This window comes from Haemophilus parainfluenzae (genome assembly GCF_014931395.1).
Taxonomy (GTDB): Bacteria; Pseudomonadota; Gammaproteobacteria; order Enterobacterales; family Pasteurellaceae; genus Haemophilus_D.
In genome coordinates this window covers 214,969-237,855 of record NZ_CP063120.1, presented here as the reverse complement: position 1 = coordinate 237,855, position 22,887 = coordinate 214,969, and the positions used below count along the sequence as shown (strand labels likewise).

Genomic DNA, 22,887 nt, shown 5'->3' with positions numbered 1-22,887 from the left:
CACGATGGATTATTTAGATAAATTAACACAACTGGCGCAAGTGCGCGGGGAGATTAATATTCGCTGTTTGTTTCAAGGGGATTGGCAAGTTGAACATCAGCCAGATGCGGCGGAATATCAAGGTTTATTTCATTTAATCGAGCAAGGTGAGTGCTGGGTAACCTTGGCGGGAAAACAGTTTCATTTGAAGAAAGGTGATCTCTTTTTTCTCCCTCAAAATCGACCGCACTTTTTGGGCAGTTCTCAACAAAAAAGAGAGAATAGTCTACAGAGAGCGCAATCAAATGCACTTTTTCATGTTCATCAAATAGGGGCAGGTACGCCCGATCTGAAGATGTTTTGTGGGACATTTTATTACCAAAAACCGTCATTATTAATTGATTCGTTACCAGATTATTTGCATCTTTCGCTACAAAATACCCCTGTGCAGCCTTTAGTTTCACTTTTTTTACAAGAAGCTGAGAAACCAGAGCAAGGCACAAAATCGGTGATTGATGCATTATCAAACGTGTTGTTTATTTATATTTTGCGTCATGCTCAGCAAATAGGTTTGCTCAATCAAGGCTTATTAGCTGCGTTGCAGGATAAGAGATTGAATCAAGCCCTTGAAAAGATCCTGTTTTCACCTCAATTAGATTGGAATATTGAGCAATTAGCAGAGTTGGCTTCCATGTCTCGTGCGACCTTTATGCGGATCTTTCAACAGCAACTCGGGATGCCACCAGGAAAATTTCTCACACAAGTGCGGTTAGAAATGGCAGCCGTTTTATTAAAAAATACGCAGAAGACCATTTTAGCAATCGCCCTTGAAGTAGGGTATCAATCAGAAGCGCATTTTAGTAAGGCATTTAAAGCAATTTATGGGCTTTCACCGAGTCAATTTCGTAAAACCTAGCCCATCATTCAAAACTTACGCTATAATGACCGCACTTTAGGCGGCCCTGTCGCCTTTAATTTTTTAAGGTATTGTTATGTTTAATAAAATATTTTCATGGTTTGAAAACCGTTTAAATCCTTATCCGGAAAGCAATCCAACGACGCCTGAAAAAGGCTTGTTCCGTTTTATTTGGTCAAGCATTGATGGCATGAAGGGCTGGATCTTTTTACTCGCGGTATTGACGGTCGGTACTGGTGTAATGGAAGCCTTACTTTTCCAATTTATGGGATTGTTGGTGGATTGGCTGGGTGCTTATACGCCAACCACGCTTTGGCAAGAGAAAGGGCATTTGCTCGCAGGTATGGCCGCCTTGCTCATTTTCAGTATTGTATGGTCATTTGTGGGTGTGAATGTACGCTTACAAACGTTACAAGGGGTGTTTCCAATGCGTTTGCGTTGGAATTTCCACCGTTTGATGCTAGGGCAAAGCTTAAGTTTCTACCAAGATGAATTTGCAGGTCGTGTATCGGCGAAAGTAATGCAAACTGCTCTTGCGGTGCGTGATACGGTGATGACCATTGCGGATATGTTGGTGTATGTTGCCGTGTATTTTATTACTTCAGGTTTGGTGCTTGCGGCTTTAGATACCTGGTTTTTAGTGCCGTTTTTCTTATGGATTGTGGCCTTTGTGACTATTTTACGTTTGCTTATTCCACGCTTAGCGAAAACGGCTCAACGACAAGCCGATGCTCGATCTCTCATGACAGGACGTATTACGGATGCTTACTCAAATATTGCAACGGTAAAACTATTTTCACATGATGCGAGAGAAGCCAATTATGCAAAACGTTCCATGGAAGAATTTATGGTCACCGTGCATGCACAAATGCGTTTGGCAAGTTCATTAGATACCTTAACTTATGCAACCAATATCTTCTTAACGTTAAGCACTGCAATCTTAGGTGTGGTGTTATGGCAAAACGGCCAAGTGGGCGTGGGAGCCGTGGCGACTGCAACCGCGATGGCGTTACGTGTAAATGGCCTTTCTCGCTGGATTATGTGGGAATCTGCTCGCTTATTTGAAAACATCGGGACGGTGAATGATGGTATGGCAACGCTAACCAAACCGCATACCATTGTTGATAAGCCAAATTGTGTTCCATTAGAAGTGAAACAAGGCGAAATCAAATTTAACGATATTTCGTTTGCTTATGATCCGAATAAGCCGTTGCTTAACCATTTTAATCTCACCATTAAACCAGGTGAAAAAGTGGGCTTAATTGGGCGTTCTGGTGCGGGCAAATCAACCATTGTGAATTTACTTTTACGTTTCTACGAGGCACAAGAAGGCTCAATTACTATTGATGGTCAAAATATTTTAGATGTAAGCCAAGAAAGCCTTCGTAGTCAGATTGGTCTTGTAACACAAGATACCTCGCTTTTGCACCGTTCTGTTCGCGATAACATCATTTATGGTCGCCCAACAGCGACAGATGAAGAAATGATCAATGCGGCTAAACGTGCCGAAGCGGCAGATTTCATCCCTTATTTAAGCGATGCACAGGGTAGAAAAGGCTATGATGCTCATGTCGGTGAACGTGGGGTGAAACTCTCGGGTGGACAACGCCAGCGTATTGCGATTGCGCGTGTCATGTTAAAAGATGCGCCAATTTTACTCTTGGATGAAGCGACCAGTGCGCTAGATTCAGAAGTAGAGGTGGCGATCCAAGAAAGTCTCGACAAAATGATGGAAAATAAAACGGTTATTGCGATAGCTCACCGTTTATCTACTATTGCAGCAATGGATCGTTTAATTGTGTTAGATAAAGGACAAATTGTCGAGCAAGGGACTCATGCAGAATTGCTTGAACAAAATGGCCTTTATGCTCGCCTTTGGAAACATCAAAGTGGTGGCTTCTTGAGTGAGCATGCCGAGTAAAACGCAGGAAAAAATGACCGCACTTTGCAAAGGCATAAATCTAGAGAAAGTTTAGATAGCGATTGAACTTTTCTCATAATTAGTGCGAATTTCCTTTGACTATTTTATTGACAACAGGTAATATTCGCACCCTATGCAAAAGGTAAAACTACCCCTAACCGTTGATCCGGTTAAAGACGCTCAACAAAGAATTGATTATGATGGTTATTATACCGCTAGTCAGTTAGTGCGTTTAGCTGAATCTACGGGGAAAGTGCTCAGCGATGCACAGGTAACATTATCGTTTTATATTGATCCACAAAAATTAGTGGTGATGAAAGGGCGAGTACAAGTTGATGTTGAATTAGAGTGTCAACGTTGTGGCGAGCCATTCAAACAAACATTGGAATGTAAATTTACTTATAGTCCAGTGGCTAATTGGGATCAGGCTGATGACTTGCCGGAAATTTATGAGCCAATCGAATTTAATGAGTTTGGTGAAATAGATTTACTTGGTGCAGTGGAAGACGAACTTATTTTAGCTCTACCGCTTGTCCCAATGCATTCATCTGAACACTGTGAAGTGTCCGCGCACGAACAGGTTTTTGGCGAATTGCCTGAAGAATTGGCAAAAAAACCGAACCCGTTCGCTGTATTAGCTAATTTAAAGCAAAAGTAAATTAAATTTAGGAGTATAGCCAATGGCTGTTCAACAAAACAAAAAATCTCGTTCACGTCGTGATATGCGTCGTTCACACGATGCATTAACTACTGCTGCAGTATCAGTGGATAAAGCAAGCGGTGAAACTCACTTACGCCACCACGTAACTGCTGATGGTTACTATCGTGGTCGCAAAGTGATCAATAAGTAATTTTACTTATAAGGTATTCACTTGAACCGTCTAACCTTAGCGTTAGATGTGATGGGCGGGGACATTGGTCCCCGTATTACTATCCCCGCATCTCTTTCAGCGTTGGAAGCAGATCCAATGCTCTCTTTAGTGCTGTTTGGCGATAGCCAACAAATTTCCCCCTTACTGGAAAATGCCCCTTCTTCCCTTTTAGAACGTATTCAAATTCATCATTGCACGAAGACTATTGATAACAATCAAGGTATTTCTCATGCATTGCGTCATAGCAAAGGCACCTCGATGCGTTTAGCTATTGAAATGGTTCAGAAAGGAGAAGCGCAAGGTTGTGTCAGCGCAGGAAATACAGGGGCATTGATGGGATTGTCAAAGGTTCTCTTACAGCCTTTAGAGGGAATTCAACGCCCAGCGTTGGTATCCTTATTACCGTCGATGACGGGCGATAAAACCGTGATGTTAGATTTAGGCGCAAACGTAGAATGTTCTGCTCAAAATCTTTATGAATTTGCCATCATGGGCTCGATCTTTGCCGAAAACCGATTGAACTTAGTTTATCCACGCATTGCCTTACTCAATATCGGCGTGGAAGAAATTAAAGGACATCAATCTATTCGTGAAGCTGCGAATTTATTAGAAAAATCGACCGCACTTAATTATACCGGCTTTATTGAAGGTAACTTTTTATTAAATGGCGTGGCTGATGTGGTTGTGAGTGATGGGTTTTCGGGAAATATTGCATTAAAAACCCTTGAAGGGGCAGCTAAGAATCTGTTATCTCTTCTGAAAGGAAAAGAAAAACAGCCTATTTTTAAATCATTTGCCAAATTTATTATGCGTTTTTTCTTTAAGGATGCTTATCATCGCTTGAAACGCATTAACCCAGATGAATATAATGGGGCATCTTTACTCGGATTAACGGCTGTTGTGGTGAAAAGCCATGGCAGCGCAAATGTGGATGCATTTGCTCGTGCAATTGCGGATGCAGCTTTGCAAGCACGTTTGCAAATTCCACAAAAAATCTTGGCGGGTTTACAACGTTATTAATTAATAAGTTTTGATATGATGAATAGTAGAATTTTATCCACCGGTAGCTATTTGCCGAGCCACATTCGTACCAATGCGGATTTGGAAAAAATGGTTGATACTTCAGATGAATGGATCGTGACACGTTCAGGGATTCGTGAACGTCGTATTGCTGCAGCAGATGAGACTGTTGCAACAATGGGATGTGAAGCCGCCAAAAAAGCACTTGAAATGGCTAATCTTGATCCTCAAGAAATTGAATTGATCATCGTTGCGACAACCAGTGGTTCTCACGCTTATCCAAGTTCAGCTTGCCAAGTTCAAGGTTTATTAGGTATTGAAGACGCGATTTCTTTTGATTTAGCAGCGGCTTGTACCGGTTTTGTTTATGCTTTAGGTGTAGCGGATAAATTTATTCGTTCAGGTAGCGTGAAAAAAGCCCTTGTGATTGGTGCAGATCTTAACTCGCGTAAATTAGATGAAACCGATCGTAGCACTGTTGTGTTGTTTGGTGATGGTGCCGGTGCGGTGATCTTAGAGGCATCAGAGGAAGAAGGCATTATTTCAACGCATTTACATGCATCGCCAGATAACAATGCAGCATTACAACTTCCACAAGCTGAGCGTGGCGTGGAGAAATCTGGCTATATTGAAATGCAAGGTAATGAAACCTTTAAATTAGCGGTACGTGAGCTTTCTAATGTGGTGGAAGAAACCCTTTCTGCTAATAATCTCCAAAAAACAGATATTGATTGGCTTGTGCCACATCAAGCAAATTTACGTATTATCACTGCGACAGCGAAAAAATTAGAGATGGATATGTCGCAAGTAGTGGTAACGCTTGATCGTACAGCAAATACCAGTGCGGCGACTGTACCAACAGCTTTAGATGAAGCGGTGCGAGATGGCCGAATTCAACGCGGTCAATTGCTTTTACTCGAAGCTTTTGGCGGTGGTTGGACTTGGGGTTCAGCATTGGTGCGATTCTAATTATTTTGTTAGAATCCCGACAGAATTTTAAAAGTGCGGTTAAATTTGACCGCACTTTCAACATTTAAACGATGAAGAAATAGGAAGAAAACATGAAAAAATTCGCAATGGTTTTTCCAGGACAAGGTTCTCAAGCTGTTGGCATGTTAGCTGATCTTGCTAACGAATATCCGGTAGTCACTGAGACTTTTAAACAAGCATCTGAAGCGCTTGGCTATGATTTATGGAACTTGGTTCAACAAGGGCCAGCAGAAGAATTAAATAAAACTTGGCAAACTCAGCCGGCATTATTAGCGGCATCCGTTGCGATCTTCCGTGTATGGCAAGAAAAATACCCACAATTACAACCAAGCGTGATGGCGGGCCACAGTTTAGGTGAATATTCAGCATTAGTTTGTGCAGGTGTCATTGATTTTAAAGATGCGATTAAATTAGTGGAATTACGTGGTAAATTAATGCAGCAAGCGGTACCAGAAGGTACTGGTGCAATGTATGCGATTATTGGTTTAGACAATGAAGCGATTATCAATGCATGTAAACAAGCCGAGCAAGGTGAAGTGGTGTCTGCTGTAAACTTTAACTCACCAGGTCAAGTAGTCATTGCTGGAGCGAAAGAAGCAGTAGAACGTGCGGCTGCTTTATGTAAAGAGGCGGGTGCAAAACGTGCTTTACCATTAGCGGTAAGTGTTCCTTCACATTGCGCATTAATGAAACCTGCTGCGGATCAATTAGCTGTAACACTTGAAGGTATTACGCTTAATGCGCCAGCAACACCAGTATTAAACAACGTAGATGTCAAAGCGGAAACAGAAAGTGCAGAAATTCGTACCGCACTTATTCGTCAATTATATAGCCCAGTTCGTTGGACTGAAACTGTTGAGAAAATGGCGCAAGATGGCGTAGAAGTTTTAGTTGAAATCGGCCCAGGTAAAGTATTAAACGGTTTAACAAAACGTATCGTGGCAGAATTACAAGCAACATCAGTAAATGATGTGGCATCATTAGATGCTGTTGAAGCATTATTAGCATAAAAGAGGATTAAGAATGCAAAATAAAATCGCATTAGTAACAGGTGCAACACGTGGTATTGGCCGCGCAATTGCAGAAGAATTAGCATCAAAAGGTGCATTTGTAATTGGTACTGCAACCTCTGAAAAAGGTGCTGATACCATTTCTGCTTACCTTGGTGATAAAGGTAAAGGTTTAGTATTAAATGTGGCAGACAAAGAAAGTATTGATGCCGTATTAGAACAAATTAAAGAGCAATTTGGTGATATTGATATTCTTGTGAATAACGCAGGTATCACACGCGATAACTTATTAATGCGTATGAAAGATGAAGAATGGTTCGATATTATGCAAACTAACTTAACTTCTGTATTCCATCTTTCTAAAGCAATGTTACGCTCCATGATGAAAAAACGTTTCGGTCGTATCATTACAATCGGTTCAGTTGTAGGTTCAATGGGTAACCCTGGTCAATCTAACTACTGTGCAGCAAAAGCAGGCTTGATTGGTTTCTCTAAAGGTTTAGCGAAAGAAGTGGCATCACGTGGCATTACCGTAAACGTGGTAGCACCCGGCTTTATCGCAACGGATATGACAGAAGTGCTTACTGAAGAACAAAAAGCAGGTATTCTAGGTAATGTCCCTGCAGGTCGTTTAGGTGAACCAAAAGATATTGCAAAAGCGGTAGCGTTTTTAGCTTCTGATGATGCAGCTTATATTACCGGTACCACATTACATGTGAATGGCGGCTTATATATGAGCTAACCCTTTAGGGCATATATATCTGGGATTTTGTCTATAAAATATAGCAAAGCAGTTTAGTTAATGATAAAATCCCAATCGCAATGTAACTTTTTCTCTGTATGTGTTTTTACATTGCCTGTTTTTTTGTGGTGCGACCACCTAAGAAATAGTTGCAACTTTATCAAAAATGCATACACTAACCGCTCTTAAATGAGTTAAAACAACAATAGGAAAAACAAATGAGTATTGAAGAACGCGTGAAAAAAATCATCGTTGAACAATTAGGTGTTAAAGAAGAAGACGTAAAACCAGAAGCTTCTTTCGTTGAAGATTTAGGTGCGGACTCTTTAGATACAGTTGAATTAGTAATGGCTTTAGAAGAAGAATTCGATATCGAAATTCCTGATGAAGAAGCTGAAAAAATCACAACTGTTCAATCTGCGATTGACTACGTTCAAAACAATCAGTAATTTTTAAGTTGGGCGATCTTTTAGGTCGCCTAATTTTTTTCTTTAAATTTCTTTTCTAAATTCTTTATCTTTAAATAAAACAAAATATATCTAAATCTCTTAAATTTCTGACCGCACTTTCCTTTTTTAATCTTTCTCAGATTTGCTTTTATTATTTAGTCCCTTTATTTTTTGATTTAAAACAAGATTTACCTTAAAAGTACTTATTATGAGTTAATTTTGATGCTAGTATTCGATCAAAATTTTTTTCTAATTAACCATAAAATGATTCGGAGTATCTTATGGATTTTCTAATGAACCTAGGTGAAGGTAGCCAGTTTGCTATTCAGCTTGTTATTGTTCTTATCTGTTTGTTTTACGGGGCAAAAAAAGGTGGTATCGCACTGGGTATGCTCGGTGGGGTAGGCTTAATTGTTCTTGTTTTCGGCTTCGGTATTGAACCAGGTAAGCCAGCTATCGATGTAATGTTAACCATCCTTGCGGTGGTGGTCACATCGGCAACATTACAAGCCAGTGGTGGTTTAGATGTAATGTTACAAATTGCGGAGAAAATGCTTCGTCGTAATCCGAAATATGTCAGTATTTTGGCACCATTCGTCACTTGTTTCTTAACTATTTTATGTGGTACAGGTCACGTGGTTTATACCATGTTACCAATCATTTATGATATCGCGATCAAAAATGATATTCGCCCTGAACGTCCAATGGCGGCAAGTTCAATTGCTTCTCAAATGGGTATTATTGCGTCACCTGTTTCTGTGGCAGTAGTGACTTTAACCACATTCTTAGTGAATGCTAAAACACCATTAGCAGGTTTTGATGGTTATTTAGATTTATTAAAAATTACCGTTCCTTCAACCCTTTGTGGTGTATTAGCTATCGGTATTTTCAGCTGGTTCCGCGGTAAAGATTTAGATAAAGACCCAGAATTCCAAGAGAAATTAAAAGATCCAGAATTCAAAAAATATGTTTATGGTGATAGCACATCATTATTAGATAAAAAATTGCCACAATCTAGCTGGAATGCGATGTGGATCTTCTTTGGTGCAATTTTAGTAGTAGCGGTATTAGGTTACTTTAAAGATTTACGTCCAGCTTTCGAAAAATCAGCACCAGCTCAAGTGGTTGAAATTGTTTCTGCCGATAAAGCAGTGAAATCTTTCAATGTTAAAGACGGTAAAATTGTTGCATTAGCAAAAGATGGTACATTAGTACTTGATGTTAAAGACAGCAAGGCAAAAGCTCAAACAGCCTATAATAACGTTGCAATTTACAACGATAAAGGTGAAGTGGCTCAAACAATTACTGCTCAAGATAACGGTGTTGTAATTACAGCGGGAGATAAAATTGAAACGATTGATAACGCTGCAATCGTATTAAAAGACACTGCGAAGAAAAAAGTGAATTTAAGTATGGTTCACGTTATTCAAATCTTCATGTTATTAGCGGGCGCATTAATTGTTATCTTTACTAAAACTGATGCGGGTAAAATCAGTAAAAATGAAATTTTCCGTTCAGGTATGATTGCGTTAGTGGCGGTATTCGGTATTTCTTGGATGGCGGAAACCATGTTTACCGTTCACACACCAATGATGAAAGCGGCACTAGGTGATGTGGTAAAAGCGCATCCTTGGACTTACGCTGTGATGTTGTTATTAATCTCTAAATTCGTAAACTCACAAGCGGCAGCATTAGTTGCATTCGTTCCACTTGCTTTAGGTATCGGTGTTGATCCAGCTGTTATCTTGGCCTTTGCTTCGGCTTGTTACGGTTACTACATTTTACCTACTTACCCAAGTGACCTTGCGGCAATCCAATTCGACCGTTCAGGTACAACACATATCGGTAAGTTTGTAATTAACCACAGCTTTATCTTACCGGGCTTAATCGGTGTAATCACTTCATGTATCTTTGGTTACATTTTCACAAGTTTGTTTGGTTATCTATAAACTAACAGATAAAAGAAAAGGCTATTCGTTTGAATAGCCTTTTTTATTACGCTTCCCAGCGTTTAAAAATAAGCGAGGTATTAACGCCCCCAAAAGCAAAGTTATTATTCATAACATAGTTTGTTTGAATTTGTCGGCCATCACCTTGAATGTAATCTAATTTACCACAACGTTCATCAATATTGTCTAGGTTAATGGTTGGGGCAAACCAGCCATCACGCATCATTTCAATTGAGAACCATGACTCTAATGCACCACAAGCACCTAGGGTATGTCCTAAATAGCTTTTTTGTGAGCTAAGTGGTATTTTCCCAAATACGGCTTCCGTTGCGAGCGTTTCTGCGATATCGCCTTGCTCAGTAGCCGTGCCATGGCCATTTACATAACCTACTTGATCTGGAGATAACTGTGCATCTTTTAATGCTAACTCCATGCAGCGTTGCATAGTATCTTTTTGTGGACGAGTTACATGAGCACCATCACTATTGGCACCATAGCCAACAATTTCTGCAATGATATTGGCACCACGAGAAAGCGCATGTTCCAGCTCTTCTAATACAAAAATGCCCGCACCTTCACCAATCACTAATCCATCACGATCTTTATCATAAGGACGAGGTGTTTGTTTAGGGTGAGCATTGTTTCTACTTGCCGCATAAAGAGAGTCAAATACATAAACTTCAGATGGGCAAAATTCTTCAGCACCGCCAGCAAGCATCATTGGGATTAAACCATGTTTAATTGATTCATAAGCATAGCCAATACCTTGGCTACCAGAAGAACAAGCACTAGAAGTCGGAATGATGCGGCCAGTTAGGCCAAAGAAAATGCCAATATTTGCCGCAGTGGTATGAGGCATCATTCGTACATAGGTGTTAGCATTAAATCCATCTGATTTTCCCGTCATGAGAAGTTCTGCTGCATCTCTGACATCGTTTGTTGAGCCAGTGGAAGAACCACAGGCAACACCCATTATTCCTTCTTTTAAATAAGGTAAAATGACTCCATTTTCATCTAATAGATTGGCGTTTGCTAGAGCGAGTTCAGCGGCTTCAACAGCAAATTGAGAGACACGGCCTAAACTGCGAAGTTGTTTTCTATTCCAATGGGCAGGAGGGGTGTAATCATGGATTTCAGCACCGAGATTTGCACCTAACTCTGGATAACGTTCAGCCCATTCAGTTTTCGCTTGAACTGCATTTTGTTTGCGTTGAAAGGCAGCTTTTACGTCTTCCCATGTTTTTCCAAAGGCAGTGACCGCACCAATACCTGTAATGACAACTCGTTTCATTTTTTTATCTCAATTATTCATTATTAGACTAGTACAAACAATTTTGTACTGTAAATGTTTTAGCAAAGCCCGCCGTTTACAGCGATAACTTGGCGAGTAATATAAGCTGCTTTTTCGTCCATCAGAAAATCTACGGCATGCGCAACTTCTTCCGGGCTTCCCATTCTTGCCGCTGGAATCATTTTTAAAATTTCATCAATTGGAAGATTTTCATCTAAGATATCCGTATCAATAAGGCCTGGAGCCACACAGTTTACCGTGATCTTGCGTTTGGCGAGTTCGACGGCGAGTGCTTTTGCTGCACCAATAATACCGGCTTTAGAGGCACTATAGTTGACTTGACCCCTATTGCCAATTAACCCTGATACAGATGTGATACAGACGATTCGCCCCGCTTTACGGCGTCGGATCATTGGCATCATAATGGGATAGAGAACATTATAAAATCCATCTAAATTCGTGCGTAAAACAACATCCCAATCTTCATCAGTTAGAGCAGGGAATGCGTTATCTCGTGTTAATCCGGCATTGAGCACAACGCCATAATAAGCACCATGAGATTCAACATCCGCAAGTAGTTTTTCAGCTGTTTCGTTTCGATGACTAACATCAAATTGTAATACGCGAGCTTGACGACCTAATTCTCGAATTGATTGTGCGACCTCTTCAGCTTCTTCGATGCGACTGCGGCAATGAACCACAATATCAAAACCTGATTGTGCTAGGCGTAAGGCGATGGCTTTACCGATACCTCGGCTTGAGCCTGTAACTAAAATGGTTTCACTCATTTTTTATTCCTGTGATACTTGTGGTCTGAAAACGTTTAATGCACCTTCCACTAAAGGTTGCTGATTAGAAAGATCGATTAACGTACAGTCAAAAACACCAAATCCTGTTGCGTCTTCAATAGAACGTTTAATTTGAATTTGTAATAAACTTCCTACTGAAATATCTTGACGATGTAATGTCAGTTTTCTTGAGCCGATCCAATAGCCTAATCCAATAGGTTGACCCGCTTTTACACATTTACATCCCGCCCATGCAGCTACGCCTTGAGCTAAGATTTCAGCGCCCATATAAGTAGCCAATTTACCGTCTTTTAAGAGCAGACAGTCTGGTTTTACGACCATCTCCGCGATCAAATAATCTTCGCCAAATTCAGTGATTTTATCTAGCATGACCATTTCCCCACTATGAGGAATTAATGGTGAGATATCAGTAATAGGACAGGTTAAATCAATCATTCACTTCCCCTAAAATAAGTACTGAATTATTCCCACCAAAAGCGAAAGAGCTACTTGCACCAATGCGTCTCTCAGATGTCCAATGACTCATGTGATCGGTAATGGCAATTGGTGGCATTTTTTCATCGGCTTGTTTATCCCATAATTGTGCAGGGAGTTTACCTGTTGGATTAAAAGTGCGGTCAATCATCCCCCATAAAATAGCAGCTTCAATAGCGCCTGCAGCACCTAGTGTGTGTCCTGTATAAGGTTTTGTTGTTGTACAAGGAGTATCGTGACCAAAAATATGGTGAATAGCTAAGGCTTCCATCTGATCATTATGAATGGTGCCTGTACCATGTAAATTAACCCAATTGATGGCTTCTGGAGCAAGTTTTGCCAAGTTTAATGCGTCTTGGAAGGCTTTAATCGCACCTTCGCCTTCGGGATGTGGTGAGGACATATGATAGGCATCACTACTAGCACCATAGCCTAATAGCGCAACATTATGATCATCTAATTTTTCTTTACTCATCACGAATACAGCGGAACCTTCACCTAGATTGATACCTTGGCGATTGGCAGAAAAAGGATTAGTTTGTTCAGCAGATAAAACGGAGAGAGAGTTAAAACCAACTAAGGTTAATAGCGATAAAGTATCGACGCCGCCGCAAATTACCGCATCGCATAAATTCGCATTCAATAAGCGAGCAGCACTAATTAATGCTTTCGCACCTGATGTACAAGCAGTTGAAATGCCATAGATAAGATTGGTTAAGCCATATTGATGGGCAATAAAATCAGCCGGAGCAGAAAAATATTGTTGTTGTTGATTAAATTCAGCACCGGACCAATCTTCATGTTCTGCGGCATATTTAAATACAGGTAAATTTTCATCTACACCCGTGGTAGATGTGCCGATAACTACTGCAATACGGTGACGACCAAAACGTGAGATAGCTTGCTGAATCGTTGGTTCAATTTGTTCTAAGCTGTGCCAGAGTAATTGATTGTTTCGGCTGTGATGTTTTTTGGGTAAATCAGCCGGAAATGCACGCAAGGATCTGTTGACTTCACCCAGAGTATTATATTTACCCTGTAAGCCATTTTCTTGGAAATGCTTGTTAGAAAAAGTCAGTGGCGAGTCACTACCTTCTAATAAAGTTTGAACATGTTGAGATAGACTATCGCCAATGCTACTCAAAATGCCTGGTTGAGAAAGAAATAATTGCACAGAGATTCCTAATTGTTAAGTTCTTCAATTTGCCAACGACTGCCATCTGCTAGCTGAATAAAATATTGATTTGATTGTTTGCGAACGTTCCATAAAAAACGACCATTTTGCTGGTAAATCGCCGTGTTTTGTTGATGCGATACATCCACATTCATTAATATTAAGTGTTTTGCATCGGGTTGTTGTTCTGTAAATGCAGTTGCCAGTGCTAAGAACAAACCTTGTGCTTGTTTATTTGGCATCACAAAGCCGTCATTTTTCCAGCCTTGTTTCGTTAATAATAATCGAGCAATGGGTGAACCTAGCGGATCGGTTTGAACCCATCGCCATTGTTCAGGCTGGAACTGAACAGTCAGCAAGCTTGTTTGTTTAACTTGTTGTTCTGAAAGTTGCTCTACTTTAAAGGTTCGGCTATCTGTTTTTACTTCCGGTAATGCTTCAATATTAGGTAAAGTTGAGCAAGCTGTAAGTAATGTTAATGCCCATAATAAAAGGTATTTTTTTATCATAAAGTGCGGTCATTTTTATGCGTTTTTTAGCGCATGAGTTTTAATGTGGTTAAAAGACTTATTATAACACCAATACTGACACTTATACCAAATGTCGCCACTGCTGGTGTGGAGCTAATGGCGAGCAGCAAAAATGAGATTAATGTGGTACAAGCGGCCAATGTCAGTGTAATGCGTTTATGAGATGGCTCTTCATGTACGGTTTTCATATAAACGGCATAGTCAATACCAATAGCCGAAACCAGTAATAATCCAAACATTGAAAATAAACCAATAGGCAGGCCTATCCAACCAAAAATAGCGATCGTTCCTAAGATTGAGATACAAGGAATGAATAAGATTCGAATACTTGTTTTGGTTTCAAATACTTTCCATAAAAGCAATCCAGCAATAACAAAAGAAATAATTTTTAGCCAGGCAGCTTGCTCTTTTGCTTCTTTAAAAGCTTGATTTAAATAAGCGCGCTTATCTTGCCAGAAAATATCTCGATTATTTGCCAATGCTTGCATTGTTGCACTATCCGCTTGAGATATTTTTATGATACTTGCCACCTGGTTAGAGGCTAGTTCACCTAAATAAAGCATCTTCCACGCTTGTCCAAGTTGCGTATTAAGCGCTTCAGATAACGTCAAGGGTTTACCTTGAGAAAGTGCGGTCAAATTTTGCTGAATTTTTTCATTTGGCATGCCAATATCATTTAATACCGCATAATCATCAGCAGAAATATGTTGAAGGTATTCTGCTAATTGCTTTTGTTCTGCGAGAGGCGAAATCCACTGGCTTAATGATTTAAATGTGATGTTACGTTGAGCTAATTGCTTGCTTAACTTCGCATCCTTTTCAAGTAGTAATGCCTCATTTTCAGCCGTTAATAAAAAATATTGGCTTCCTAAATCAACCCCAGTGAGTTCACCGATAGTTTTCGCTTCATTTAACATGGATTGAGGCATGGAGACCCATTGTCGGATATCGTCATGCCATGAGGATTTAATCCCGCCTCCTAAAACTAAAAGAGAGATAATAAGGAGTGTACCTTTATTAAAGCGTTTGTTTGCAAAGGTATTTAATCCTTTTTGTATTAGATTAAATGTTTTTCTTTCGGGTAATAATGTTGTTGGCTGATACCGATAAAATAAATAGGGTAAGAATAACTGTGTCGCAAGTAATGCGGTAATCAAGGATACAGCCGAAAAAAGAGCAGTTTGCTGCAAGATAGGCAGATGGGTAAAGGCAAGTAGTCCATACCCAAGTAAGGTAACTAACAAGCTGATGAAAAACGTAAAACGCAATTTTTGCATCGCAAGAAGTGGTACCCATTTTCGGTCAAAAAGGGAGCCTGCAAGCCAGTGAAGAGGAAAGTCAATTAATACACCGACGAGACTGGTCCCAATAACAAGGGTGAGAATATGAATTTGACCAAATCCCCACACCGTTGCTACAACACCTGAAAGCATCCCAATTAGAATAGGCAAAAATAGCCATAAAATACGAGGAGTGCGAAAGACAATCAGTAATAATAATAACGTTAAGCTCACGCCGAGTACACTCATTAATGTACTTTCTTTTTCGGCTTTTTGTTTTGCATCAGCGGCAAACAATGCACTACCCGTAATTTTAAATTGGGCACCAGATTGAGTGAGATATTGGCGATTTTCTGTCAGAAGTGCGGTTAAATTTTCTGATGGATTGATGAAATCATTTTGTTGCAGTTCAGCACGTAATAAAACCCAAGTCATATTATCTTGGTTGACCGTGAGCATGCCATTTTCGGCGTGCCATTGCACATTACCTTGTTGTGTTTGCTGTGCAAAACGTCCAAAACCAAGCCAATCTTGTTCTAGTGAAAGTAAATTATTTCGCTTAAATGGGTTAACGATGTCCTCCGCATATTGCTGAAAATAGCCTTTAGGATCGTTAATCAACTGTTCACGAACAGTTTGTGGCAAAGTAGCAAATGCGACAAGCTGAATATCTTGTTGTAGCTCAGTAAGATTAGGCTGAATGCGATCGGTAATATGAGAGAAAAGTTTGCTACTACGCCACGTTTGCGCAATATGGTCGGTCAGCTGAAAAGCCTGTTTTTCATCAGGATGTCCGATAAGTGCAATAATTTGGCTGTTTAGCTGTTTTTCTTGCTGTTGATCAGCGAGAACTTGAACATCCGCCCATTCTTGTTGAGAGGGAAGTAATGTGTGTAAATCTGTTTGTAGCCAATTTCCTTGTTTGACAAAATAGCCAAACAAGAGGGAAACAAACAAGATAAACACAGCATATAACAAGGAAAGTGCGGTTGTTTTTTTCATCTTTTACAATCGTTTATTCCAGTGCTGAACGGGCAAACTGACTTAATGGCTGATTAAGCTGGATTTGCTTAAATTCAATTTGTGTGCGATCGCCTTGTTTTTCATTTAAGGTTAATTTTTTCACAGTTTGATCGCCTGAAATTTCAATGGTTGTGAAGATTTGCTGCATTAATAATGAATTAGGTGTTAAGGTCAGTTGCCATTGGTTAGCGTTACCGGATAATGCAAAATCAAACTGAGATTTAAGCCCATCAATATTGCCGGATAACAACCCTAAAAAGAGACCAATTTGCTCGTTTTGCCCAACATTACCGCTATTCACCCACAGAGTACCATTCCATTGTTGAATCCCGTTAGGCGTGACTCTTAAGCTGTTATTAAACGGTTTTTCAAGCTGCCATAATAGCCCTTTTTGAGCTAACAAGGCAAATTGACCTTGCATTTCAATTGGCTTGTTTAATGCCTTTAAATAGCGATGTTGGATAAAGTTTCCTTGAACACTTTGCGGTTGCTGGAGTTGTTTAACTAAATCAGCTTCAGAAAAAGCGAAGCTTACGCTGCTTAGGAACAAACCTAAGATGAAGATCATCAATCGCATTATTATTCCCCTTCAGATACAAAAGTAGGATGAGTTTTGACCGCACTTTGCCAACATGGTGGTGTTTGTAATTGCATTTCGCGTGTTTGCATACTAACGGCTACTTGGGTGGTACTTGCCGTGGTTAATTTTTGATTGGTTTTAGCATCAAAAATAACATAATCAATGCGCAAACAAGTTTCATATTCGACTACTTTTAATTCAATTCGGATTTTTTGACGAAATAATGCTGGGTTAACATATTTAATATTAAGTTGAACGATTGGCCAACCAAACCCTTGTTTTTTCATAACATCATAGGTATAGCCAATTTCCTCTAGGAATTGACAGCGTGCCATCTCAAGGTATTTGACGTAATGCCCATGCCACATAATATCCATCGAGTCGACATCAAAGAATTGCACTTCGAATTCAGAATTATGACGGCAAAAAACGTGTTTTTTCATTTTTTATCATTCCAAAAGTTATAAAAATTAAACCAAAGTAGAGGATTTTCTGCACATTCTTTGGCAAGTAAGTCCGCATATTGTTGCATGACCTGTTTAATATTTTCTTCTCGTGCTTTGCCACGCCCGCTAATTGGGGGAGAAAAACGGCGCAATTTCATTCGATATTGTCCTTTTTCTTTAAGACAGAAAATTGTATTTAAAGGCGCTTTTAAAATACTTGCAAGCAACCACGCTCCTTGAGGGAATTCAGCATAATGGCCAAGGAAGTTGACTGATTGTGTTTTATCGCCACGGATAGGTACGCGATCAGCCGCAATTGCAATCCATTCACCTCGCTCTAAGCGTTGAGAAAGCTCTAACATTTTTTGCGCATCTAAATCTTCAACTTGAATAAGGGGTAAGGCATCTGCACCGGCTTCAACTAATGCTTTATTAAAAGCTTCAGCATTTTTGCTATGTACTAATACATTCAAATGAAAGTTTTTGTGTTGTCCGCTATCGACTAATGCTCGACAAATCTCGATGTTACCAAAATGCGAGCAAACAAGAATCTGACCTCGTCCACCTTGATCTACATCGCCATATAAATTATCAGCATCATCGACAATTAAATCCGTGTAATGGATTTTCCGCTGCCAAACCGCAAAGTTGTCACAAATGATTTCACCAAAAAAGAGAAATTGACGAAATACAGGGAATGAAGGGAGATGACAATGCGGAAATTGTTGTTTAAGACGATATTGGTAAGCTTTAATGTTGTTTCGCGCTTTTCTGGCAGTCAGATAAAAATAACAAACCACCACAAATGTTGCGATTTTAATTAACCACAATGGGCAATATTTTACGATTAATCGTGTGAGATTTAAGAAAAAAGCATTTCCTCGCTCAGATTGTTTCGCCCAATGTTGGCTATTCTCAGTTGATTGATTCATAGCGGCTTTCCGGTTAATAAGCGTTTTAACATCCCAAAAAATAAATACATGTGCATTTTACTGATTAACACATTGTCTTTCCAAGCATTGAAATGTGAGACACCATTTTTATCGTAGGAAACGGGGGAGTCAACCCAAATTAATGGTATTTGGTACCAGTGAGCCTTGATGAGAATTTCGATATCAAAATCCATGCGGTTTCCGACATGTTCATTATCGAGAATTTCAATGGTGCGATTTAATGGATACAAGCGAAAGCCACACATGCCATCTTTAATATCGAGAGAAAGCGTGTGAATGGCATTCCAAAAATCTGTAATTTTTCTCCCATAAAGTCGGGATTTAGGCGCATCATCACCATAGATGGGTTTACCACAAATAAGTGCAGTCGGATTTTCAAGCATTTTTTGTTGCATTGAAAGGGCATCAATCAGATTGTGTTGGCCATCTGCATCCACTTGCAAGGCATGTGTAAATCCTTGCTCAAATGCTAATCTAAAACCTACTTTCATCGCGCCACCTTTACCTTGATTTTGTGGGCAATAATGAATATGTAGATTGTCTTTTTCTGAAAGAGAAGCTAATGATTTTTTATGCTGTTCAGATGATCCATCATCAACCACTAATACAGGTAAATTTAGCTTGTGTAATTGGTTAATTACATTGCCAATTTTGTCAGAATGATTGTAGTGCGGGATAATCGCAATAAGTTTCGGTTCCATCATAGCAAGTTAAAATTGTTCTTCTTTTTCATGTAAAAATATAGCATCAAAATCTGCTCGACTAATCTTGAATTGGCTATTACGTGGCAATTTGTTAGTAAATCGCCAAAAGCGTGGTAAGCCTGAATGTTCCTGGGTTTTACTTAAATGGAGCCGGAGTTGTTTTAATAATTCAGCCCGTCCTTTTTGTAGATAAAAGGAAATGCCTTCTTCCTTCAATTCAACCCAAGCAGCAGGGCGTAAATGATTAGGGTGTTGTGCAACATAGCAATCTCGAATATAAGGGTGTTTCAGTAGGTCTTGTTCAATTCGAACTAAAGAAATACGCTTATCGCCAAATTTAACGATGCGATCAATGCGTCCTAATAAGTTAAATTGATTACCGATGATTTCAACACCATCTGCTGTTTGCTCACGCTGTTCAAGCCAAGGTGATTCAACCCATAACGCATTTTCTTCATTGACCCCGATTTTAGTTACGGGTGTAGGGGTCCAAAGCCCGGCTTGTTCACGAAACGCAATGACGCCGGTTTCTGTACTACCATAGCCTTCAATGGTTTTAGTTTTAAGCTTGGCGCGCATGGCTGTTGCGGTTTCTTCTGGCAGCATCCCACCTGAAGATAGAATGCCTAAAATACGACATTGATGAAGTTGAGGTTCATCTAAATTTAAATGGGTCAGTAATGCAGGGCTACTAACCCAAATAGACTGTTTCGCAATAAGGCTTTCTGCAATCATATATTCTGGATAAGGGAGCTGTTTGCGGCCAATTGACCAGCCCATTGTCAGCGGTAACATGACTCGATAGGATAAACCATAGTGGTGCTGTGCAGAAACGCTTGAGACAATATGGATGCCATTTCCTTCCGGGAAAGGAAGTGACTGACTGATTGCTTCAGATTCTTGCCACATTTTTTCAGCTGTTTTCACCATGATTTTAGGTTGTCCACTACTTCCTGATGTTTTTAGCCAAATTTCAGTTTGACAATGTTTATCAATGAAGAAATCTTTTTTATCAACAACTTGTGAAATGCCGTAAGTGTTGAATTTATTGTCATCAAATAACATATCAGCATTATCACGAATCCATTCTTGATTTTCATCGAGAAGATTAGGTGGAAGCAAAATTCGGGTTTTAGCATCAAAACAGGCAAGCATTGCACAGGCATAGTTTGCGGCATCCTCAAACCAAAATGCTGCACTTTGAATATTATCTTGTTGGAGTTGTTGGCTGATTTGTTGACAACGATAAGTAAAATCTTGCCAGCGCCATTCTGGATTTAATGCAATAAGTGAGTTAGGTTGATGTTTATTCATAGTGATTCCGTTTTACGCGTTGACGAATGAGCCATTCAATACTCATAACTAGGCCCATAATAATGTAAGAAATAACCCCAGTATAAATTGCCCAATATTCTAATAAGTTAAATGCAATAAAGAGCGTTGAAAGCAAAATATTTAAACAAAATACACCGCACCAGACTTGGGTTACTCGGCGAGTATATTGAATAGCTTGAGTATTGAGATTAGGCGTTTGTAAACGAGCTAATCTTTCAACCAATGATTGAGATTGGAATAGACTTCCGCCAAATAACACCAACATAATGCCATTCATTAAAATAGGGTACCAATACATCATATCGAGTGAGCGTTGCCACCCCACAAGGAATAATAGGATAGCCATGCTTAATGCAAAAATTCTTTGCCCCTTATGCGGGTGTATTAGGCTTTTAATCAACCATAATAAACTCATCACATAAGGTAACGTATGCAAGAGTTGGTCTGCTTGAAAGAAAAGCCAAATAATCGGATAAGCGATGGCTGTTAGCGCAAGCAATATATTAACAATCAGTAGGATGATCTTCATGCTCTATGATGGCTAATCCAGTACAGCAAGTTTCATTATTGGCAAGTAATTGAAATGCCATTCTATTTTTTGATGAATCCCATTTTAATTGAATATCAAAGCGATCATTCGGCCGTAAGAATGTTTGATACTTCAGCTTATCGAATGAATGAATAATGACTTCTTTACCAAAAAATGCCTTTATTTTTTCCGAAATCCATTGTAATTCAATGACGCCAGGGACTAATGGAAATTCAGCAAAGTGATCTTTTAGATACACTAAATCAAGCGGCACAATACCGGTTGAGATTTGTGAATTTTCATTTTTGCTTTGTTCAAGCCAAATTGCATCCTTACAGGTTTCTAAACAAGTGCGGTTAAATTCCAGCTTATTTATTTTTGACTGACTATTACGTGGTAATTGATAAGTGAATCGCCAGAAACGAGGGATGGCTGCTTTTTCTTGAGAATGCCCTAAGAAAAGTTTTAGCTTATGAATAAGCGCTCTTCGACCTTTCTCTCTGAAAAATTGAATGCCTTGCTCAGTTAAACCAATCCAGGCGGCAAGACGAGATTTCTCAGGATGTTGAGCAATATAACAATCCTCAATAAATTCGTGTTTATTCAATGCCGTTTCTACGCCTAATAAGGAAATTCGTTTATCCCCTATTTTGACAATGCGATCTGCTCGTCCTAATAAACGGAAACCGTTTTCTTCAAACTCAACCACATCTGCGGTTTGTTCTCGTTTGGCAAGCCAAACTCCTTCAATCCATAACTCGCCTTGCTCATTGCTGCCAAGTTGGCTATTAGGTAATCGTCGCCAAAGGGAAATATCATCCCGAATAGCAATTGGGCCCGTCTCCGTGCTGCCATAAATTTCGATAACAGGATGGTGGATTTTTGCTCTAATTTGCTCAGATAGTTCTTCAGCTAGTGCACCACCAGAAGAAATAATCCCCATAATATTTTCAGAAATTTTCATTTGCTGCCAATCTATGCCTGAAAGCATCGCTGGACTGCTCACAATAACTGCTGATTGTGATTTATTGGCTTCTTGCATGATGCATTCAGGGTAGAAAAGTTGTTTTCGACCAATTTGCCAGCCGTTAACCAGTGACATCATAATATGTACGGTTAAGCCGTAAATATGCTGAATACTCACCGTGCTAATTGCCGTAATGTTATTTCCGGCAGGGAATGGTAAACCTTTGGCTAATACTTCTCCGCCTAACCACATTTGTTCTGCTGTTTTAATGATGGTTTTGGCTTCACCTGTGCTACCTGAAGTTTTCAACCAGATTTCACTTTGGTTACTAAAGTCAAAGAGCGGTCGATTTTTAGCAACATTTTCCCAATCTTGTGTGATGCCAAATTGAGAGATTTGCTCGCATTTTTCGAGTTCAATATCTCGATCAGTAAGCCAAAGTTCAGAATGCTCATTTGCCCACTGAATACTTTCTTCAGTGAAATTAGGTGGGAAAAGAACACGAACATTAGCATGCCAAGCACCTAGCAGTAGGCATGCCAATGTTGCACCATCTTCTAGCCATACCGTAACGGATCGAAGTTGACGCTGTTGCAATTCAGCTGAAATTTGAAACGCTCGGCACTCAAAATCAGCATAGAGCCAACTTGGGTGCTGAGCAATAAGATAAGTCGGTAAGTAAGGTGTCATTATTGTGCGTTTTGACTAAGTTTTAGAACCGCCTGAACCACGTCATCTACAGTACGCACATTGCGGAAATCTTCCGCTTGAAGTTTATGCCCTGTTTTACGTTTAATATGATCGATTAAGTCAATAGCATCAATACTATCGATCTCTAGATCTTCATAAAGATTTGTTTCCGGCTTAATTCTTTCTGGTTCAATCTCAAATAAAGATTCCAGAGCTTCCGTTAATAAATCTCTGATTTCCTGTTCAGTCATGAA

24 protein-coding genes are annotated in these 22,887 nt (G+C 39.6%); 10 read left to right on the top strand and 14 right to left on the bottom strand.

Translation table 11 applies throughout. The annotated features are described in order from the left end of the window. Window positions 1-4 precede the first annotated feature (4 nt). The 10 genes from INP94_RS01170 (at window position 5) to INP94_RS01125 (ending at window position 9,848) form a co-directional block, all read left to right on the top strand. On the top strand, window positions 5-895 hold the full coding sequence (locus INP94_RS01170; RefSeq protein WP_197543766.1) for a cupin domain-containing protein: 891 nt from the start codon (window positions 5-7) through the stop codon (window positions 893-895). Between the two features lie 76 nt (window positions 896-971). Next, window positions 972-2,816, top strand: a complete 1,845-nt coding sequence (locus tag INP94_RS01165) for an ABC transporter ATP-binding protein (RefSeq protein WP_111327740.1) — start codon at window positions 972-974, stop codon at window positions 2,814-2,816. A gap of 133 nt (window positions 2,817-2,949) precedes the next feature. Continuing rightward, window positions 2,950-3,474, top strand: coding sequence for a 23S rRNA accumulation protein YceD (gene yceD, locus INP94_RS01160; protein WP_197543765.1), 525 nt, complete (start codon window positions 2,950-2,952; stop codon window positions 3,472-3,474). A gap of 22 nt (window positions 3,475-3,496) precedes the next feature. Beyond that, complete coding sequence (gene rpmF, locus INP94_RS01155) at window positions 3,497-3,667, top strand: 50S ribosomal protein L32 (protein WP_005544470.1); 171 nt, start codon at window positions 3,497-3,499, stop codon at window positions 3,665-3,667. A 21-nt stretch (window positions 3,668-3,688) separates the two neighbouring features. Then, on the top strand, window positions 3,689-4,708 hold the full coding sequence (gene plsX / locus INP94_RS01150) for a phosphate acyltransferase PlsX (RefSeq protein ID WP_197543764.1): 1,020 nt from the start codon (window positions 3,689-3,691) through the stop codon (window positions 4,706-4,708). Between the two features lie 18 nt (window positions 4,709-4,726). Then, window positions 4,727-5,677: a beta-ketoacyl-ACP synthase III gene (locus tag INP94_RS01145; RefSeq protein WP_197544251.1), complete on the top strand. Its 951-nt coding sequence runs from the start codon at window positions 4,727-4,729 to the stop codon at window positions 5,675-5,677. 92 nt (window positions 5,678-5,769) lie between these two features. After that, window positions 5,770-6,708: an ACP S-malonyltransferase gene (fabD, locus tag INP94_RS01140; RefSeq protein WP_049372755.1), complete on the top strand. Its 939-nt coding sequence runs from the start codon at window positions 5,770-5,772 to the stop codon at window positions 6,706-6,708. 13 nt (window positions 6,709-6,721) lie between these two features. Further along, entirely contained in the window at window positions 6,722-7,450 is a 729-nt protein-coding gene (gene fabG / locus INP94_RS01135) for a 3-oxoacyl-ACP reductase FabG (protein ID WP_005695317.1), read from the top strand. Window positions 7,451-7,668: 218 nt separating this feature from the next. Further along, the gene (gene acpP / locus INP94_RS01130) at window positions 7,669-7,899 is read left to right on the top strand and encodes an acyl carrier protein (RefSeq protein WP_005544465.1); all 231 of its coding nucleotides are present in this window, start codon (window positions 7,669-7,671) and stop codon (window positions 7,897-7,899) included. A 281-nt stretch (window positions 7,900-8,180) separates the two neighbouring features. Further along, window positions 8,181-9,848 (top strand): anaerobic C4-dicarboxylate transporter, encoded by a 1,668-nt coding sequence (locus INP94_RS01125; RefSeq protein WP_197543763.1) that lies wholly within the window; start codon window positions 8,181-8,183, stop codon window positions 9,846-9,848. A 46-nt stretch (window positions 9,849-9,894) separates the two neighbouring features. Here the strand turns inward: INP94_RS01125 and INP94_RS01120 are convergent, their stop codons facing one another. From INP94_RS01120 to INP94_RS01055, 14 genes are read right to left on the bottom strand one after another with little or no spacing between them, the layout of a single operon-like run. Continuing rightward, the gene (locus INP94_RS01120) at window positions 9,895-11,139 is read right to left on the bottom strand and encodes a beta-ketoacyl-ACP synthase (protein ID WP_197543762.1); all 1,245 of its coding nucleotides are present in this window, start codon (window positions 11,137-11,139) and stop codon (window positions 9,895-9,897) included. Between the two features lie 59 nt (window positions 11,140-11,198). Further along, complete coding sequence (gene fabG / locus INP94_RS01115; RefSeq protein WP_197543761.1) at window positions 11,199-11,927, bottom strand: 3-oxoacyl-ACP reductase FabG; 729 nt, start codon at window positions 11,925-11,927, stop codon at window positions 11,199-11,201. 3 nt (window positions 11,928-11,930) lie between these two features. Next, window positions 11,931-12,383, bottom strand: a complete 453-nt coding sequence (locus INP94_RS01110; RefSeq protein WP_197543760.1) for a hotdog family protein — start codon at window positions 12,381-12,383, stop codon at window positions 11,931-11,933. Continuing rightward, window positions 12,376-13,596 carry a beta-ketoacyl-ACP synthase gene (locus INP94_RS01105; protein WP_197543759.1) on the bottom strand — a complete coding sequence of 407 codons (1,221 nt, stop codon included), beginning with the start codon at window positions 13,594-13,596 and terminating at the stop codon, window positions 12,376-12,378. The genes INP94_RS01110 and INP94_RS01105 overlap by 8 nt, the downstream gene beginning before the upstream one ends. 8 nt (window positions 13,597-13,604) lie before the next feature. Further along, the gene (locus tag INP94_RS01100; RefSeq protein WP_197543758.1) at window positions 13,605-14,105 is read right to left on the bottom strand and encodes a hypothetical protein; all 501 of its coding nucleotides are present in this window, start codon (window positions 14,103-14,105) and stop codon (window positions 13,605-13,607) included. A 26-nt stretch (window positions 14,106-14,131) separates the two neighbouring features. Next, window positions 14,132-16,408, bottom strand: coding sequence for an MMPL family transporter (locus INP94_RS01095; RefSeq protein WP_197543757.1), 2,277 nt, complete (start codon window positions 16,406-16,408; stop codon window positions 14,132-14,134). A gap of 13 nt (window positions 16,409-16,421) precedes the next feature. Beyond that, on the bottom strand, window positions 16,422-17,006 hold the full coding sequence (locus tag INP94_RS01090) for an outer membrane lipoprotein carrier protein LolA (protein WP_197543756.1): 585 nt from the start codon (window positions 17,004-17,006) through the stop codon (window positions 16,422-16,424). 2 nt (window positions 17,007-17,008) lie between these two features. Next, complete coding sequence (locus INP94_RS01085; protein WP_005695327.1) at window positions 17,009-17,452, bottom strand: acyl-CoA thioesterase; 444 nt, start codon at window positions 17,450-17,452, stop codon at window positions 17,009-17,011. Then, complete coding sequence (locus INP94_RS01080) at window positions 17,449-18,387, bottom strand: lysophospholipid acyltransferase family protein (RefSeq protein ID WP_197543755.1); 939 nt, start codon at window positions 18,385-18,387, stop codon at window positions 17,449-17,451. The genes INP94_RS01085 and INP94_RS01080 overlap by 4 nt, the downstream gene beginning before the upstream one ends. Next, the gene (locus tag INP94_RS01075) at window positions 18,384-19,112 is read right to left on the bottom strand and encodes a glycosyltransferase family 2 protein (protein WP_005695329.1); all 729 of its coding nucleotides are present in this window, start codon (window positions 19,110-19,112) and stop codon (window positions 18,384-18,386) included. Before INP94_RS01075 ends, INP94_RS01080 begins: the two co-directional genes overlap by 4 nt. Before the next feature lie 6 nt (window positions 19,113-19,118). Next, window positions 19,119-20,426, bottom strand: coding sequence for an AMP-binding protein (locus tag INP94_RS01070; RefSeq protein WP_005695330.1), 1,308 nt, complete (start codon window positions 20,424-20,426; stop codon window positions 19,119-19,121). Then, on the bottom strand, window positions 20,419-20,976 hold the full coding sequence (locus tag INP94_RS01065) for a COG4648 family protein (RefSeq protein WP_080970228.1): 558 nt from the start codon (window positions 20,974-20,976) through the stop codon (window positions 20,419-20,421). The genes INP94_RS01070 and INP94_RS01065 overlap by 8 nt, the downstream gene beginning before the upstream one ends. Continuing rightward, on the bottom strand, window positions 20,951-22,636 hold the full coding sequence (locus INP94_RS01060) for an ApeI family dehydratase (protein ID WP_420026411.1): 1,686 nt from the start codon (window positions 22,634-22,636) through the stop codon (window positions 20,951-20,953). The genes INP94_RS01065 and INP94_RS01060 overlap by 26 nt, the downstream gene beginning before the upstream one ends. Further along, on the bottom strand, window positions 22,633-22,884 hold the full coding sequence (locus INP94_RS01055) for an acyl carrier protein (RefSeq protein ID WP_005695334.1): 252 nt from the start codon (window positions 22,882-22,884) through the stop codon (window positions 22,633-22,635). Before INP94_RS01055 ends, INP94_RS01060 begins: the two co-directional genes overlap by 4 nt. Window positions 22,885-22,887 lie beyond the last annotated feature (3 nt).

What these genes read in the sequence shown, in the direction of transcription:
- INP94_RS01070 (WP_005695330.1), bottom strand. Translation starts at nt 20,426, where the DNA reads ATGAATAAACATCAACCTAACTCACTTATTGCATTAAATCCAGAATGG.
- INP94_RS01170 (WP_197543766.1), top strand. Translation starts at nt 5, where the DNA reads ATGGATTATTTAGATAAATTAACACAACTGGCGCAAGTGCGCGGGGAG.
- INP94_RS01075 (WP_005695329.1), bottom strand. Translation starts at nt 19,112, where the DNA reads ATGATGGAACCGAAACTTATTGCGATTATCCCGCACTACAATCATTCT.
- fabG (WP_005695317.1), top strand. Translation starts at nt 6,722, where the DNA reads ATGCAAAATAAAATCGCATTAGTAACAGGTGCAACACGTGGTATTGGC.
- INP94_RS01165 (WP_111327740.1), top strand. Translation starts at nt 972, where the DNA reads ATGTTTAATAAAATATTTTCATGGTTTGAAAACCGTTTAAATCCTTAT.
- fabD (WP_049372755.1), top strand. Translation starts at nt 5,770, where the DNA reads ATGAAAAAATTCGCAATGGTTTTTCCAGGACAAGGTTCTCAAGCTGTT.
- INP94_RS01145 (WP_197544251.1), top strand. Translation starts at nt 4,727, where the DNA reads ATGAATAGTAGAATTTTATCCACCGGTAGCTATTTGCCGAGCCACATT.
- INP94_RS01125 (WP_197543763.1), top strand. Translation starts at nt 8,181, where the DNA reads ATGGATTTTCTAATGAACCTAGGTGAAGGTAGCCAGTTTGCTATTCAG.
- yceD (WP_197543765.1), top strand. Translation starts at nt 2,950, where the DNA reads ATGCAAAAGGTAAAACTACCCCTAACCGTTGATCCGGTTAAAGACGCT.
- INP94_RS01095 (WP_197543757.1), bottom strand. Translation starts at nt 16,408, where the DNA reads ATGAAAAAAACAACCGCACTTTCCTTGTTATATGCTGTGTTTATCTTG.
- INP94_RS01090 (WP_197543756.1), bottom strand. Translation starts at nt 17,006, where the DNA reads ATGCGATTGATGATCTTCATCTTAGGTTTGTTCCTAAGCAGCGTAAGC.
- INP94_RS01110 (WP_197543760.1), bottom strand. Translation starts at nt 12,383, where the DNA reads ATGATTGATTTAACCTGTCCTATTACTGATATCTCACCATTAATTCCT.
- acpP (WP_005544465.1), top strand. Translation starts at nt 7,669, where the DNA reads ATGAGTATTGAAGAACGCGTGAAAAAAATCATCGTTGAACAATTAGGT.
- INP94_RS01055 (WP_005695334.1), bottom strand. Translation starts at nt 22,884, where the DNA reads ATGACTGAACAGGAAATCAGAGATTTATTAACGGAAGCTCTGGAATCT.
- INP94_RS01080 (WP_197543755.1), bottom strand. Translation starts at nt 18,387, where the DNA reads ATGAATCAATCAACTGAGAATAGCCAACATTGGGCGAAACAATCTGAG.
- INP94_RS01120 (WP_197543762.1), bottom strand. Translation starts at nt 11,139, where the DNA reads ATGAAACGAGTTGTCATTACAGGTATTGGTGCGGTCACTGCCTTTGGA.
- rpmF (WP_005544470.1), top strand. Translation starts at nt 3,497, where the DNA reads ATGGCTGTTCAACAAAACAAAAAATCTCGTTCACGTCGTGATATGCGT.
- INP94_RS01065 (WP_080970228.1), bottom strand. Translation starts at nt 20,976, where the DNA reads ATGAAGATCATCCTACTGATTGTTAATATATTGCTTGCGCTAACAGCC.
- INP94_RS01100 (WP_197543758.1), bottom strand. Translation starts at nt 14,105, where the DNA reads ATGATAAAAAAATACCTTTTATTATGGGCATTAACATTACTTACAGCT.
- INP94_RS01085 (WP_005695327.1), bottom strand. Translation starts at nt 17,452, where the DNA reads ATGAAAAAACACGTTTTTTGCCGTCATAATTCTGAATTCGAAGTGCAA.
- fabG (WP_197543761.1), bottom strand. Translation starts at nt 11,927, where the DNA reads ATGAGTGAAACCATTTTAGTTACAGGCTCAAGCCGAGGTATCGGTAAA.